This is a genomic window from Agrobacterium sp. InxBP2 (assembly GCF_026191755.1).
Taxonomy (GTDB): domain Bacteria; phylum Pseudomonadota; class Alphaproteobacteria; order Rhizobiales; family Rhizobiaceae; genus Agrobacterium; species Agrobacterium pusense.
In genome coordinates, this window is the sequence record NZ_JAINDY010000020.1 from 126970 (window position 1) to 140815 (window position 13846).

Sequence of the window (13846 nt, forward strand, 5' to 3'; positions counted from 1 at the left end):
CATGAAATCCGCTGTCGTCCAACTTCCCGGCCTCAACCGCGACCGCGACATGATCGCGGCTCTGACGAAAATCTCCGGTCAGGCGCCTGTCACCATCTGGCAGACGGAGACGGATATTCCCGATGTCGATCTGATCGTCATTCCCGGCGGCTTCTCTTATGGCGACTATCTGCGCTGCGGCGCGATTGCCGCCCGCATGCCTGTCATGCAGGCCATCCGCGAGAAGGCGGAAAAGGGCGTGAAGGTTCTCGGCGTCTGCAACGGCTTCCAGATTCTGGTCGAAGCCGGCATGCTGCCGGGCGCCCTGATGCGCAACGCCTCGCTGAAATTCGTCTGCCGCGAAGTGAAGCTCGAAGTCGCCAATAACGACACCGATTTCACCCGTGCTTACGACAAGGGCCAGATCCTGCGTTGCCCCGTCGCCCATCACGATGGCAACTACTTCCTCGATGCGGGTGAGTTGAAATCGGTCGAGGGCAACGGCCAGGTCGTGTTCCGTTATGCCGAAGGCACCAACCCGAACGGCTCGCTGAACGACATTGCCGGCGTCATCAATGCCAAGGGCAACGTTCTCGGCATGATGCCGCATCCGGAAAACCTGATCGAAGCCGCCCATGGCGGCAATGACGGCCGCGGCCTCTTCGCTTCGGCGCTTGGCGTCATCGCAGCCTGACAGACGGGCGGGCTTTGAGCCCGCCTTTTTTGATGCCGGCTGACGGCGTCGTTTTGGCCCTCTCTTCTGGATGACCTGATGTCTTTTGCCCGTCGATCGAATACCCTCAAGGCGACCGGATTGTTTCTAGCTGCGGCGACCCTCGCTGCTTGTCAGCCGAAACCACAGCCGACAGCCTCGGTCTCCCGCGCCGCTCTCCCCACAATGGAACGGATAGCGCTTGGCGCGAATGCCTGCTGGTTCAAATCGGGGGATGCGGCTTTCAAGGCCTATCGTCTGGCCCCTGAACTCAATTCCTTCTCAGGCCGTCCGCGCATCCTGCTCGTGCCGCGCAACAGTCCGGAATCGCGGCCCATGCTGGTCGTTCAGGCCGAAGGCAACCCGGCAAAGCTCGACGCTTTTGGCCCGGTGATGAACGAGGCCATTTCCAGCCGCATCGCAGCCGACGTCAAGCGCTGGGCGAATGGCGGCAAAGGCTGCTGATCTCATCGTAGTATTCTAGCCCTGCATATCGGGCGAGACGTATCCGCGTCGCTCATTCCTGTGCTTGTCACAGGAATGAGGAAAGGGGAACGCTCGGCAAAAGGCAGACGCCGGCACAAAAAGCTCTTGCCACGTACCATTTATCAATTTGCCGAAGCTGCTCTAAGGGACGTAAATAAAAAAACCCGCCAACGCCGGTTGGGAATGGCGTGGCGGGCTGCCGCACGGCTTGATGGCGCCGGGGAAAGAAGGCGCCGCTCTCCGGCAAAAAATTAAAGCGGCCGTGTCGGCCATGAAAGAAGCTGGGATTTCGCCGCTTCCTTCAGGGCTTCATCGCGCGTTACGCCGATATCTTCCAGAAGATCATCAGACAGTTCCCGCAAAGCGAGCCGTCCCTGCCGCTTCCGGTGCCAGTTGAACATGCCCGCAATCAGGCGACCAATTGGCGTGCTGGCGATCTTAGCCGGAAAAGGCGCCGGTGCGACCATGTCGCCGGCATCGCGGAACACGCGTTCCCGTTCGTAGCCATCAGGATAGAGCGTATCCGCTGTCGAAAGGTATTGATCCATCTTGCGCATATTGCACCTATTGTCTCCGTGCGTTTGTCTTCATTGAATGCAGACAATAAATACAATTGACTTGCGAAGAGATACAATGCATAAATTGTCACCATGACAAATTGGCTTCCTGATCTCACTGTGGGCGACGGCCCGATATATCTGCGCCTCGCCGACAGTATCGAGGGTGCAATTTCCGATGGCACCCTGCAGGCGGGCTCGAAATTGCCGCCGCAGCGCAACCTCGCTTATGACCTCGGCGTGACAATAGGTACAATCAGCCGGGCCTACGCGCTTATCCACGAGCGCGGCCTGGTCAGCGGCGAGGTCGGCCGTGGCACCTATGTCAATGAGCGCAAGACCCCGGCCCCCTCAGCGCCCATGGAGACGGTGGCGGCAGCCTTCGGTAGCACACGCCACGCCGTCGATAGCAGCGCTGAATTCCGGCTCAACACCACGGCGGCACCCGATGTCGGCCAGAGCGTGCTGATCGCCAGACATATCGAGGCTGTCGCCCGCGAACATGCTTACGACGTCACCAATTACGCCCGTTCCTTTCCTGACAACTGGTGCATGGCGGGCGCTCGCTGGCTTTCCCAGAATGGTTGGTCGCCAAAACCGGAAAACATCGTCTCGACGCTTGGCGCCCATGCGGCGGTGATGAGTGTGGTGACGGCCATGACCGCCCCGGGAGACCGTATCGTCTTCGAACCCGTGACCTATTCCCATATCAGCCGCAGCGCCACACTTGCCGGACGGCGGGTGACGCTGGTTGAAGCGGATGAAAAGGGCATTGTCCCTGACGATTTCGAGCGCGTCTGCGCCCAGCAGCATCCCAAGATGATCTTCCTGATGTCCGCCGGCCAGAACCCGACCTGCGCCACGCTGCCGGAAGAGCGTCGCCGAGCGATAGCCGATATTGCCCGCCGGTATGGTGTCTGGGTCGTAGAGGACAATCTTTATGGCGCGATGACGCGTGAGGCGATCCCGCTGATCGCAGAATTTGCGCCCGACATTACCTTCGTCGTCGGCGGCCTGTCGAAATCCGTTGCCGCTGGCGTTCGTGGCGGCTGGGTCGCCTGCCCGGCGCAATATTCGTCGCGCATCCGCATTTCCCACTCGATGCTGACAGGCGGTCTGCCCTTCATGCTGGCCGAAGTGAATGCCCGCCTCGTCAACAGCGGTGACGCCGACGACATTCGCAAGGATTGTATCGCCGAGATCAATCAGCGCGAGGCGATTGCCCGGCGGGCCTTTGCCGGGCTGGATTTCAATTCGCTGCCCGATATCGCCTTCCTGTGGCTGAGACTGCCCGAACCCTGGCTTTCCGGCACGTTCCGAAACGCGGCGATGAAAGAAGGCGTGCTGATAGATGACGAGGATGAGTTCAAGGCCGGCCGCACCGACAAGGTTTTCCATCGGGTGCGTGTCAGCCTTTCTGGTCCATCGAACCAGCAAGAGTTGACCCATGCCCTCGGCATCCTGCGCCACCTGCTCGACAACGGCTCGGCCGGTTACGAAAGCGTTGCCTAGAGGGCGGAGAGTCTTTCCTGCAACACCCGGCCTAATTCAGTAACTTATCATTTACCAAACCGACAAACCTGCCATCCTTTCCGCAATTCGAGGTGGGGAATGATTCGATGGCAGCATTCGATTCCACAGGTGTGAGGGCGTGTTTCGCGCTGGCGATCCTTCTTGCGGCATGTGTCTTGATCGGCATCATGCCCGCCACTGCTGCGGAAGGCACCGTCTTCGACGAATTGCGCTTCGGCGCAACCACCTCGATCTCCAATCACGACAATGGCGGTGAGGATGGCGTCTTCCCGGCCTTCACCGCCTATTTTGATCCCTTCGCCAGTGCATCTGCGGTAACGCTCGGCCAAAAACTTTCCCGCCCACGGCTGCATATCGGTGGCGAGATCGGCACTGAGGGCTCGGCGAATACCATTTACGGCGGCGTCAACTGGACCTTCGATCTCAACCCGAAGATCTTTCTCGATTTCGGTTTTGGCGGCCTCTGGCACGATGGCAAGCTGAGAAACAGTGCCGGCGAAACCGGTGCGGAATTCGGCTGCCGGGTGCTTTTCCACGAATATGCGGCGGTCGGCTATCGTTTCGATAATAACTGGAATATTTCGACCCAGATCGAGCATGCATCACATGCCAATCTGTGCGATGGGCCCAATGACGGACTGACCCGCGTCGGCCTCATGGTCGGCTACAGGTTCTGAAGAAGCCAAGAAAGCAGCGTTTTGCGGGTAAAACCGCGCATTTTCCTGTCGCACCTTTGAGCCTCTTGCGCTAAAGAACCGGAAACTTCCCTCGGCTCGAACCGCGTGAGACCTATGTCGATTCCAAACTCCATCAAGATCACCCCGGAACTCGTTGCATCCCACGGGCTGAAGCCCGACGAATACCAGCGTATCCTCGACCTGATCGGACGGGAGCCCAGCTTTACCGAGCTCGGCATCTTCTCGGCCATGTGGAACGAGCACTGCTCCTACAAGTCGTCCAAGAAGTGGCTGAAGACCCTGCCCACCAAGGGACCACGCGTCATCCAGGGCCCCGGTGAAAATGCCGGCGTTGTGGATATCGACGATGGCGATTGCGTCGTCTTCAAGATGGAGAGCCACAACCACCCGTCCTATATCGAGCCCTATCAGGGCGCGGCGACCGGCGTCGGCGGTATCCTGCGTGACGTCTTCACCATGGGCGCCCGCCCGATTGCCGCCATGAACGCCCTGCGTTTCGGCGCGCCCGACCACCCGAAGACCCGCCACCTGGTGGCTGGCGTCGTTGCCGGTGTTGGCGGCTACGGCAACTCCTTTGGCGTGCCGACGGTTGGCGGCGAAGTGGAGTTCGATCCGCGTTATAACGGCAACATCCTCGTTAACGCCTTTGCCGCCGGTCTTGCCAAGTCCGACGCGATCTTCCTTTCGGAAGCCAAGGGCGTCGGCCTGCCGGTGGTTTATCTCGGCGCAAAGACCGGTCGCGACGGTGTCGGCGGCGCGACCATGGCCTCGGCCGAATTTGACGAATCCATCGAAGAAAAGCGCCCGACCGTTCAGGTCGGCGACCCCTTCACCGAAAAGTGCCTGCTGGAAGCCTGCCTTGAACTGATGAAAACCGGCGCGGTCATCGCCATTCAGGACATGGGCGCCGCCGGCCTCACCTGCTCGGCCGTGGAAATGGGCGCCAAGGGCGACCTCGGCATCGAGCTTGACCTCAATGCCGTGCCGGTGCGCGAAGAGCGCATGACTGCCTATGAAATGATGCTGTCCGAAAGCCAGGAGCGCATGCTCATGGTTCTCGAGCCCTCCAAGGAAGAAGTCGCCAAGGCGATTTTCGTGAAATGGGGCTTGGACTTCGCGATCGTCGGCAAGACCACCGACGACCTGCGCTTCCGCGTCATTCACAATGGCGAGGAAGTCGCCAACCTGCCGATCAAGGAACTGGGCGATCAGGCTCCGGAATACGACCGCCCGTGGACGCCCGCGAAGGTGCCCGCCCCGCTTGCGGAAAACGACGTCCCCGCTGCCGATATCGCCGATGCGCTGGTATCGCTCGTCGGTTCGGCGAACAATTCCTCGCGCCGCTGGGTCTACGAGCAGTATGACACGCTGATCCAGGGCAATTCCCTGCAGCTGCCGGGCGGCGACGCCGGTGTGGTTCGCGTCGAAGGCCATGACAAGAAGGCGCTAGCCTTCTCCTCCGACGTCACCCCGCGTTACGTCGAGGCCGACCCCTTCGAAGGCGGCAAGCAGGCCGTGGCCGAATGCTGGCGCAACATTACCGCAACCGGCGCCCTGCCGCTCGCGGCCACCGACAACCTGAATTTCGGCAACCCGGAAAAGCCCGAAATCATGAGCCAGCTGGTTCATGCCATCAAGGGTATCGGCGAAGCCTGCCGCGTGCTGGAATTCCCGATCGTTTCCGGCAACGTCTCGCTCTACAACGAGACCAATGGCCAGGCGATCCTGCCAACCCCCACCATTGGCGGCGTCGGCTTGCTGAAGGATTGGGGCCGCATGGCGCGCATCCGTTTTGCCGCCGCTGACGAAGCGGTGCTGCTTGTCGGCGCACCTGCCGGCCTCGGCACCCACATCGCGCAGTCGGTGTACATGCGTGATATCCATGGCCGTATCGACGGCCCTGCCCCGCATGTCGATCTCGCCGCCGAAAAGAAGAACGGCGATTTCGTGCGTGGCATCATCACGGATGGCCTCGCCACCGCCGTTCACGATTGCTCCTCGGGAGGTCTGGCGCTCGCGGTTGCCGAAATGGCGATTTCCTCCGGAATCGGCGCGACCATCGATGCGGTCGAAGGCCACAACCCGGTCCTCACCTTCTATGGCGAAGATCAGGGTCGTTACGTGCTCACCGTGAAGAAAACCGATCTCGACAAGGTACTGAGTGCTGCGAAGGCAGCCGGCGTTTCCTGCGCCAACATCGGCGTTACCGGTGGTTCCACCGTAAAGCTGGGCACGGCGCGCGCCGTCGAGATTAAAGAATTGCACTCGGCCTATGAATCGTGGTTCCCTCAGTTCATGGACGGCGAAACTCTAGTCGCCGCAGAATGAATTAAGGAGAAACACCATGCCCATGAAACCCGGCGACATTGAAGACATGATTAAGGCGGGAATTCCCGGGGCAAAGGTCACGATCCGCGATCTGGCCGGTGATGGCGATCATTACGCGGCGGAAGTCGTGGCAGATGCATTCAAGGGCAAGACCCGCGTGCAGCAGCACCAGATGGTCTATGACGCGCTGAAGGGCAATATGGGCGGCGTCCTGCATGCCCTTGCCCTGCAGACCTCGGCGCCCGAATGATGACTGAGATCACCGGTCTCTGTCCCATCGGCTGAAAGACCTGACGGCTGAAGAATAAAGAAAGGCCCGCGTGATAGTCCCACGCGGGCCTTTTCATATTCGACGTTATCGAAACCTCTAAAGAGCAGGCGGCGTTTGTGACTCGAGGTCGGCAAATGAGGCGGCTGGCAGAGGCCCGGCCGTCAGCAGGGTAAAGTCGTAACCGGACCTGCGATCAGGCCCGAGAACATATTGCCGGTGCATTCTGAGGAAATTCCGCTTGTTCTTCTTGTAACGCTCCGGTGAAAGCGAATGCTTGAAGCGGATCGGCACGATTTTCGGTTGCGGCGCATCGCCATGACCGGTCAGCGCCACCGTGTTGCAACGATATAGATGGATCGGATCTGTGAGACACTGGATATCGAACCATGTCACCTCAGGGTGACGTGCGATGACGCCAATGCTCTGACGAAGCCGCACGGCGCTCGACAGAAACGCGCATTGCAGGGCCGCCCCACCCAGCGTTGCGAAAGACAACTTCCGTCCATCCAGTGCCTCCGGCTTCAGCTCCAGCACGCGGCCGATGACCGCGAGGGCCAAGCTGGCGCCCATGCTGTGCGAGACCACCAGAACCTCATCCGAAGACTGCTCCAGCGCCGTCAGGACAAGCGCTGCCTTCTCTTCGATCCAGCCTCGGGCAATCGGTTCGTCGCGGCCGACTGCGAGTGCGAACCGCCAGTCCGCATAAAGATGCAGGGTGTGAAAGCGCTCGGCAAACGGCAGGAAAGCCTTGTTGAAAAACAGGGCGGCAGCCGGAAGGCTGACCACCAGCAGCCACAGCGGTAAGGCGAAAAGCCAGGGCGACAGGCCAATCACCGCCGCAAGCACGCCACCGGCAAGCATCAGCAGGAACGGAAAAATAAAGAACAGCCCAAAACGCCATGCATGGCGGAAGTAGCGCGCCGCGCCCCCCTCACCGATAATGCCCGCTCCCGCCTTGAAGCCCTGCCAGATCTGCCGCCAGACCGGCGCATTCCGCAATTGTGAGATGACGGCATTATGATCATAGACGATGATGTCCGAACGCGTCCGCCAATCGCCTGACGAGGATTCCACGGTGAATGTTTCGCCGCCCGGCCTGTTCTCCAGCGGCCCCACTGCATAATCGACGGCCCATGTTTTTCCTGCCAGCGCGGCGGCACGCTGATAACGCAGATGATGGGCAGCGGCATCCAGCGGATCGAAACCCGGGAAATAAAGGACAAGTCGTGACGTGACGGTCGGCATGCATAAACCTTCGGGCTGGAGGCACCCGAAAGGATCGCTTGATACAGTGGGCGATGCACGTATAGTAAAAATCGCGACGGAAATATGATTTATTTAAAGGCGGAGAAAATTTGTCTGGCATCGTCGATCAACTGATAAACGGCGTCGTCAAGGGCGCTTTGTCGGAAGTCCTCACCAAGACCGGCATCCGCAAGACGCGCCGCGCACGCCGAACGAAAAGCACCGGTTCTCTTGCCGGCGGTATTGTCGGCTCCGTTCTGGAAGCCGCAATCAAGGCCGCAGTCAAACCGAAGCCGGCCAAAAAACAGGTCAGCAAAAGACGCACCGCCGCCGCGCGCAGCCGGCAGAGATATCGCTAGGCGTCGGAAGACCGTTTTTTGGCGCGTTATGCGTTGCAGGAGGCACGCATTTTTTCCTTCCGACGGGTGGAAATCGCGCCACGACATGTTATTTAGAGGCTAACAGAAAGCAGCGGCCTTGAACCGCATGTGAAAGGAATAGGCCTATGAGCGGCATTCACGACATGATCGACAGCGAAGTGAAGAGCAACGACATCGTTCTTTTCATGAAGGGCACCCCGCAATTCCCGCAATGCGGTTTTTCCGGCCAGGTGGTACAGATCCTCGATTATCTCGGCGTCGACTACAAGGGCATCAATGTGCTTGCCGATGCCGACATCCGTCAGGGCATCAAGGACTATTCCAACTGGCCGACGATCCCGCAGCTCTACGTCAAGGGTGAGTTCGTTGGCGGCTGCGACATCGTGAGAGAGATGTTCCAGTCCGGCGAATTGCAGAGCCACTTCCAAGAACAGGGTATCAGCGTCCGCGGCGCGGCCTGATTTCGGCCGGTTCATCCGGCCCACCCTGATTGTCAGAAATTTATGCCAGGCGTTGCTTCATGCAACGCCTTTGCCGTTCTTTTTGGGGCAATCCTGTGACAAATCTTTCACAATCCACCGCTTCGCGCGCAGGCTCGATGGGGCGTACGGAATTCATTGCGCTGGCCGCAATGCTGATGGCGTTGAACGCGCTCGCCATCGATATCATGCTGCCCGGGCTTCAGGAAATCGGCGCCTCGCTGGGCGTCGAGAATGAAAACCATCGCCAATATGTCATTTCGGCCTACCTTCTCGGTTTCGGCGTCGCCCAGCTTCTCTATGGGCCGATCTCGGACCGTTTCGGTCGCCGCAAGCCGATGCTCTTTGGTCTTGCGATCTACATCGTTTCAGCGTTTGCGGTCGTTTTCGTGCCGTCCTTCTCCGGCCTGCTGCTCCTGCGTTTCATTCAGGGCATCGGTTCTGCGGCAACACGCGTCATCACCATCTCGATCGTCCGCGACATCTATGGCGGCCGCCAGATGGCTGAAGTCATGTCGCTGATCATGATGGTTTTCATGGTCGTTCCGGTCATCGCGCCCGGCACCGGTCAGATCGTTCTCTTCTTCGGAAACTGGCACCTTATCTTTGCCTTCATGGCCGGCATCGCTGCCGTGGTAACGGCCTGGATGTATTTCCGCCTGCCTGAGACCCTGCATCCGGACGATGTCCGCCCTTTCACCGCCCGTTCGGTGCTCGGCGGTTTCAAGATCGTGCTGACCAACCGCATTGCGCTTTGCTACACGCTCTCAAGTACCTTCATCTTCGGTGCGCTGTTCGGCTTCATCAATTCCGCTGAACAGGTCTACAAGGGCATTTACGGCCTCGGTCCATGGTTCGCGGCGGCATTTGCCGGCGTCGCCCTGTTCATGGCCTTTTCGTCCTTCATCAATGCGAGGCTTGTCGGAAGGTTCGGCATGCGCAAGCTGTCGCACGGGTCGCTGCTCGGCTTCATCGCCATCACCTTCGCCTGGCTTGTGGTGCAGGTGCTGGGACCGGATCCGATGCCTTTCGCCATCTTCATCGTGTTCTTCGCACTTGCCATGTTCCAGTTCGGCTGGATCGGATCGAACTTCAACTCGCTGGCCATGGAACCACTTGGCCATGTCGCCGGCACGGCCTCCTCGGTGATCGGCTTCATGGGAACCATTGGCGGTTCGCTGATCGGCGCCGCCATCGGCCAGGCTTTCGACGGTACCGCACTGCCAATGGTGGCGGGCTTCTTCGTCGTCTCCATCATCGGCCTGATCTTTGTACTGATCGGCGAAAAGGGTGTGTTATTTCATGCCCACAACAAGCCGATCCGCTAAGGGACATGGAAAAATAAAAGGGCGCGGAATTCTGTTCCGCGCCCTTTTTTGTTTGCTGGTGGGTCTCGCCGACGGCCGTTACCCCGGAGCTGATCCGGGGTAACGGCCAGCCCAAATCCTTAGGCTGAAAAAGGTTCTTCCGCCGCGCAGACGCGCCGCAGCTGGATGCCGGATCAAGTCCGGCATGACGGTGAAGGTTGTGCACACCCCACGAATCCGGAGCCTCAGACCGTGAAAATCTTCTCGCGCAGCAATTCCCACGTCTCCTGATTAGGCGCCAGCAGCAGCCCGCCATCCACATGGCGTGGCAGATAAGGCGAGCCATCAAGGCGGGCGGCATAGGCGCCCGATTCCTGCGAGATCAATGTGCCGGCCAGGTGGTCCCAGGGCATCAGCTTGTTGTACATGAGGAAATGCATGTGACCGCCGCAGAACAGGCGATACTCATGTGCGGCGCAGCGATAGCTGGTGAAGAGCCGCACATCGGCCAGGTTCACCAGAATCTTGCGGCGCGTCTCCACGTCGAAATAACCGGTATTGGCGATACCCACCATCTGCGACAGTTCCGGCGCCGGCACGACCGACATCTGCGTCTGCGCGCCATCGGCGCTGCACAGCCATGCGCCGGAGCCCTTTTCGGCAATGGCCCAGTCATTGCCCATGGGATCGAAGATCAGGCCGGCGACAGTCTCGCCCTTAGAGATGATGCTCATCATCACGCCGAAAAGCGGCAGGCCGGACGCAAAATTATAGGTGCCATCGATCGGATCGACCACGACAGCCAGATCGGCATCGGCAAGCTTGCCAAGCAGCGAAGCGTCGGCCGCCACCGCCTCCTCGCCGATGAACAGAGCATCCGGCATGATCTCCTGCACGCGGGCGCGGATCAACCGCTCTGCGGCCTCGTCAGCCTCGGTAACCAGGTCGATCGCTTCGGTCTTGATCCTGACGTCGCCATCGCCCAGATTGCGGAACCTCGGCAGGATTTCAACCGCAGCAGCCTCCTGAAGCGCATTGGCAAGAGAGGCGATGTCGAGTTCGAGAGCCATGGGCGAGATCCTTCCATTTGAGCATAAATCTTATAAGGCGACGATTTCCCGCCGCAGCATCTTCCAGCTTTCCTTGTCGGGAGCAGAAAGTATGCCCCCGGTGGTCTGGCCGGGCCGATAGGGCGTGTTGTCGAAACGCGCCGTGTAGCCACCCGCTTCCTGATGGATGAGCACGCCTGCAAGGTGATCCCATGGCATCAGCTTTTCATGGCCGATGAAATGAAGATTGCCGGCGGAAGCGAGCCAATATTCATGTGCGGAGCAGTTAAGCGACAATGCCATCTTTATCTTCGCCATATTGGCGGCGATCACCGGCCGGCGATCCGGATGGCTGTGACCCCAAGAAAAGAGGCCGACCATGTCGGACAGTGGCGCGGGATCGGCAACCTTCAGCTTTGCCTGCGAGCCGTTCTTGCGGTGGAGATAGGCGCCCTCGCCTTTCAGACCAATGATGGTGTCCCCCATCACGGGATCGTGGATAAGTCCAGCCACGGTCTCACCCTTGACGGTGACCGCGAGCAGCGTACCGAAGGCGGGAAAGCCGGAAGCGTAATTGAAGGTGCCGTCGATGGGATCGATCACGAAGGCAAGCGGCGCGTCGGCAAGGGCGGGAATGACGGAATGATCCGCGTCATACGCCTCTTCGCCAACAATATGCGCCTTTGGAAACCGCTCGAGCAGCGCTGCGGTTATCAGCTTTTCGGCCAGAACATCCGCCTCGGTGACGAGATCGACGGCGGATGTCTTTTCGGAGATGGCGCCAGCGCTCAGGTTCCTGAAGCGGGGCATGATTTCATCCGTACCGGCTGCGGCAACGGTGGCAACGAGGAAATCGATATCTTTATCGGAAAGGGTCATCGCGCGGGGCACTTCTTCATAAGGGAGGGTGGGCCTCCCTAGGCTCTTCAGATGACGCCCCCGTGACAGAAAGCGCCGAAAAATCAAAAAGTCTGGGGTCGAGGAGATGGGAAGGGTTCACATGTGCCAGCGCCCGCAGCATCACATCCTTCCGACCGGGCATACGCCGCTCGATATCCGCCAGCATTTCCTTCATGGCGTTGCGCTGAAGCCCGTCCTGCGAGCCGCAAAGGTCGCAGGGGATGATCGGAAATTCCATCGCCGCCGCAAATTTCGCCATGTCTTCTTCGGCGCAATAGGCAAGCGGGCGCATGACCATCAGGTCACCCTCGTCATTCAAAAGCTTCGCTGGCATGCCGGCCAGACGTCCGCCATGGAAGAAGTTCATGAAGAAGGTCTCGAGAATATCCTCACGGTGATGGCCGAGCAGCAGCGCGTCGCAGCCCTCCTCCCGCGCGATGCGGTAAAGATTGCCGCGCCTGAGCCGCGAACAGAGCGAACAGTAAGTGCCGCCGGAGGGCACCTTCTCCTTCACCACCGAATAGGTGTCGCGATATTCGATGCGATGGGCAACACCGATCTTCGCCAGATACTCCGGTAAGACATGCTTGGGGAAATTAGGCTGGCCCTGATCCAGATTGCAGGCGATCAGTTCAACGGGCAGCAGGCCGCGCCATTTGAGATCGAGCAGCAGCGCCAAAAGCCCGTAGCTGTCCTTGCCACCGGAAAGGCCGACCAGCCAGCGCTTCTGGCCTTTCAGCATGTCGAAATCTTCAAAGGCCTGACGCACATTGCGCAGCAGCCGCTTGCGCAGCTTGTTGAAGGAGACGGAGCGCGGTGCATTGTCAAATAGCGGATGCGAGCTGCCAGCTTCTTCCGGCGATTCCTGATCTGCCCCGATCTTTTCCGCGATGTCATCGACCCTGGTGAGAATATTCATCATCCGCTCGCTCCGGCACGACTGCCGTTATCCATGCAGGCAATGCTCCCATCCGCCCGGAAGATCAAGCCCCGAATACCGACCAACCTGTTTTCGTCGCCAGCATTTCCAGCGCATGTGACCCGAGCGCCGAGTTGCCGACCTTGTTGAGGCCCGGCGACCAGACCGCGATCGATGCCTTGCCGGGTGCCACCGCCATGATGCCGCCGCCGACGCCGCTCTTGCCCGGCAGGCCAACATGATAGGCGAAATCGCCCGACCCGTCATAATGACCGCAGGTCAGCATCAGCGCATTGATGCGCCTTGCGCGGCGGTCCGACACGACGGTATGCCCCGTCAGCGGGTTGCGGCCGCGATTGGCCAGAAACAGGCCGGCGCGGGATAGCTGCGCGCAGGTCATGGAAAGCGCGCACTGATGGAAATAGACCCCGAGCGTATATTCCACGGGGTGATGCAGATTGCCGAAGGAGCGCATGAAATTGGCGAGCGCGAAATTGCGGAAACCCGTCGCCTGCTCGGATTTCGCCACCGTATCGTCGATGCTGATCGTGTCATCATCAGCGAGATACCGCACGAACCGCAGGAGCTCGCCGATCGCCTCGCGCGGCTGATGGCCGGACAAAACGATATCGGTCACCACGATCGCCCCGGCATTCACGAAGGGGTTGCGGGGAATTCCGTGCTCGTGCTCCAGCTGGACTATGGAGTTGAAGGACGATCCCGACGGTTCGCGACCCACCCGGTTCCATACCGTCTCACCGGCCTTGCCGAGCGCCAGCGTCAGCATGAAGACCTTGGAAATGCTCTGGATCGAAAACGGCGTCAGCGCATTGCCAGCGGTATAAGTCGTTCCATCGACCGTGGTGATGGCGATGCCGAACTGATTGGGATCGACCTTGGCGAGTTCGGGAATGTAATCCGCAACCTTCCCCTCGCCCAGCCTCGGCAGCATGCTGTCATGGATGGAATCGACGATACCCTGAATGTCCTGCATGCAAAGCCT

15 protein-coding genes are annotated in these 13846 nt (G+C 59.7%); 9 read left to right on the forward strand and 6 right to left on the reverse strand.

Annotated elements, in window-relative coordinates:
- Position 1: 1 nt before the first annotated feature.
- Both purQ and K7A42_RS03565 read left to right on the forward strand, forming a co-directional pair.
- Entirely contained in the window at positions 2-673 is a 672-nt protein-coding gene (purQ, locus tag K7A42_RS03560) for a phosphoribosylformylglycinamidine synthase subunit PurQ (protein ID WP_282454868.1), read from the forward strand.
- A 78-nt stretch (positions 674-751) separates the two neighbouring features.
- The gene (locus K7A42_RS03565; RefSeq protein ID WP_045533788.1) at positions 752-1156 is read left to right on the forward strand and encodes a hypothetical protein; all 405 of its coding nucleotides are present in this window, start codon (positions 752-754) and stop codon (positions 1154-1156) included.
- Between the two features lie 272 nt (positions 1157-1428).
- Here K7A42_RS03565 and K7A42_RS03570 read toward each other — a convergent pair whose 3' ends face one another.
- Entirely contained in the window at positions 1429-1734 is a 306-nt protein-coding gene (locus K7A42_RS03570) for a DUF1127 domain-containing protein (protein WP_022556485.1), read from the reverse strand.
- Between the two features lie 93 nt (positions 1735-1827).
- Between K7A42_RS03570 and K7A42_RS03575 the strand changes: the two genes are divergently transcribed.
- The 4 genes from K7A42_RS03575 to K7A42_RS03590 all read left to right on the forward strand — a co-directional run bounded on the left by K7A42_RS03575 (position 1828) and on the right by K7A42_RS03590 (position 6543).
- A complete protein-coding gene (locus K7A42_RS03575) occupies positions 1828-3246 on the forward strand; it encodes a PLP-dependent aminotransferase family protein (protein ID WP_004442438.1) in 1419 nt (472 codons plus the stop codon).
- 107 nt (positions 3247-3353) lie between these two features.
- Positions 3354-3944, forward strand: a complete 591-nt coding sequence (locus K7A42_RS03580; RefSeq protein ID WP_282454869.1) for an acyloxyacyl hydrolase — start codon at positions 3354-3356, stop codon at positions 3942-3944.
- Positions 3945-4058: 114 nt separating this feature from the next.
- Positions 4059-6293, forward strand: a complete 2235-nt coding sequence (purL, locus tag K7A42_RS03585; RefSeq protein WP_282454870.1) for a phosphoribosylformylglycinamidine synthase subunit PurL — start codon at positions 4059-4061, stop codon at positions 6291-6293.
- Positions 6294-6309: 16 nt separating this feature from the next.
- A complete protein-coding gene (locus K7A42_RS03590; protein ID WP_003516012.1) occupies positions 6310-6543 on the forward strand; it encodes a BolA family protein in 234 nt (77 codons plus the stop codon).
- A 117-nt stretch (positions 6544-6660) separates the two neighbouring features.
- Here K7A42_RS03590 and K7A42_RS03595 read toward each other — a convergent pair whose 3' ends face one another.
- The gene (locus tag K7A42_RS03595; protein WP_282454871.1) at positions 6661-7809 is read right to left on the reverse strand and encodes a hypothetical protein; all 1149 of its coding nucleotides are present in this window, start codon (positions 7807-7809) and stop codon (positions 6661-6663) included.
- 110 nt (positions 7810-7919) lie between these two features.
- Between K7A42_RS03595 and K7A42_RS03600 the strand changes: the two genes are divergently transcribed.
- The 3 genes from K7A42_RS03600 to K7A42_RS03610 all read left to right on the forward strand — a co-directional run bounded on the left by K7A42_RS03600 (position 7920) and on the right by K7A42_RS03610 (position 9996).
- A complete protein-coding gene (locus K7A42_RS03600) occupies positions 7920-8168 on the forward strand; it encodes a hypothetical protein (protein ID WP_004442452.1) in 249 nt (82 codons plus the stop codon).
- Between the two features lie 146 nt (positions 8169-8314).
- Positions 8315-8650: a Grx4 family monothiol glutaredoxin gene (gene grxD, locus K7A42_RS03605; protein ID WP_004442454.1), complete on the forward strand. Its 336-nt coding sequence runs from the start codon at positions 8315-8317 to the stop codon at positions 8648-8650.
- A 137-nt stretch (positions 8651-8787) separates the two neighbouring features.
- Positions 8788-9996 (forward strand): multidrug effflux MFS transporter, encoded by a 1209-nt coding sequence (locus K7A42_RS03610; protein ID WP_282454884.1) that lies wholly within the window; start codon positions 8788-8790, stop codon positions 9994-9996.
- A 224-nt stretch (positions 9997-10220) separates the two neighbouring features.
- Here K7A42_RS03610 and K7A42_RS03615 read toward each other — a convergent pair whose 3' ends face one another.
- The 4 genes from K7A42_RS03615 to K7A42_RS03630 form a co-directional block, all read right to left on the reverse strand.
- Positions 10221-11045, reverse strand: a complete 825-nt coding sequence (locus K7A42_RS03615) for an inositol monophosphatase family protein (RefSeq protein ID WP_035210118.1) — start codon at positions 11043-11045, stop codon at positions 10221-10223.
- Between the two features lie 30 nt (positions 11046-11075).
- Complete coding sequence (locus tag K7A42_RS03620; RefSeq protein WP_004442460.1) at positions 11076-11903, reverse strand: inositol monophosphatase family protein; 828 nt, start codon at positions 11901-11903, stop codon at positions 11076-11078.
- A gap of 16 nt (positions 11904-11919) precedes the next feature.
- Positions 11920-12846, reverse strand: a complete 927-nt coding sequence (gene ttcA, locus K7A42_RS03625) for a tRNA 2-thiocytidine(32) synthetase TtcA (RefSeq protein WP_035209970.1) — start codon at positions 12844-12846, stop codon at positions 11920-11922.
- A gap of 61 nt (positions 12847-12907) precedes the next feature.
- Complete coding sequence (locus K7A42_RS03630; RefSeq protein WP_037092452.1) at positions 12908-13837, reverse strand: glutaminase; 930 nt, start codon at positions 13835-13837, stop codon at positions 12908-12910.
- Between the last annotated feature and the right edge of the window lie 9 nt (positions 13838-13846).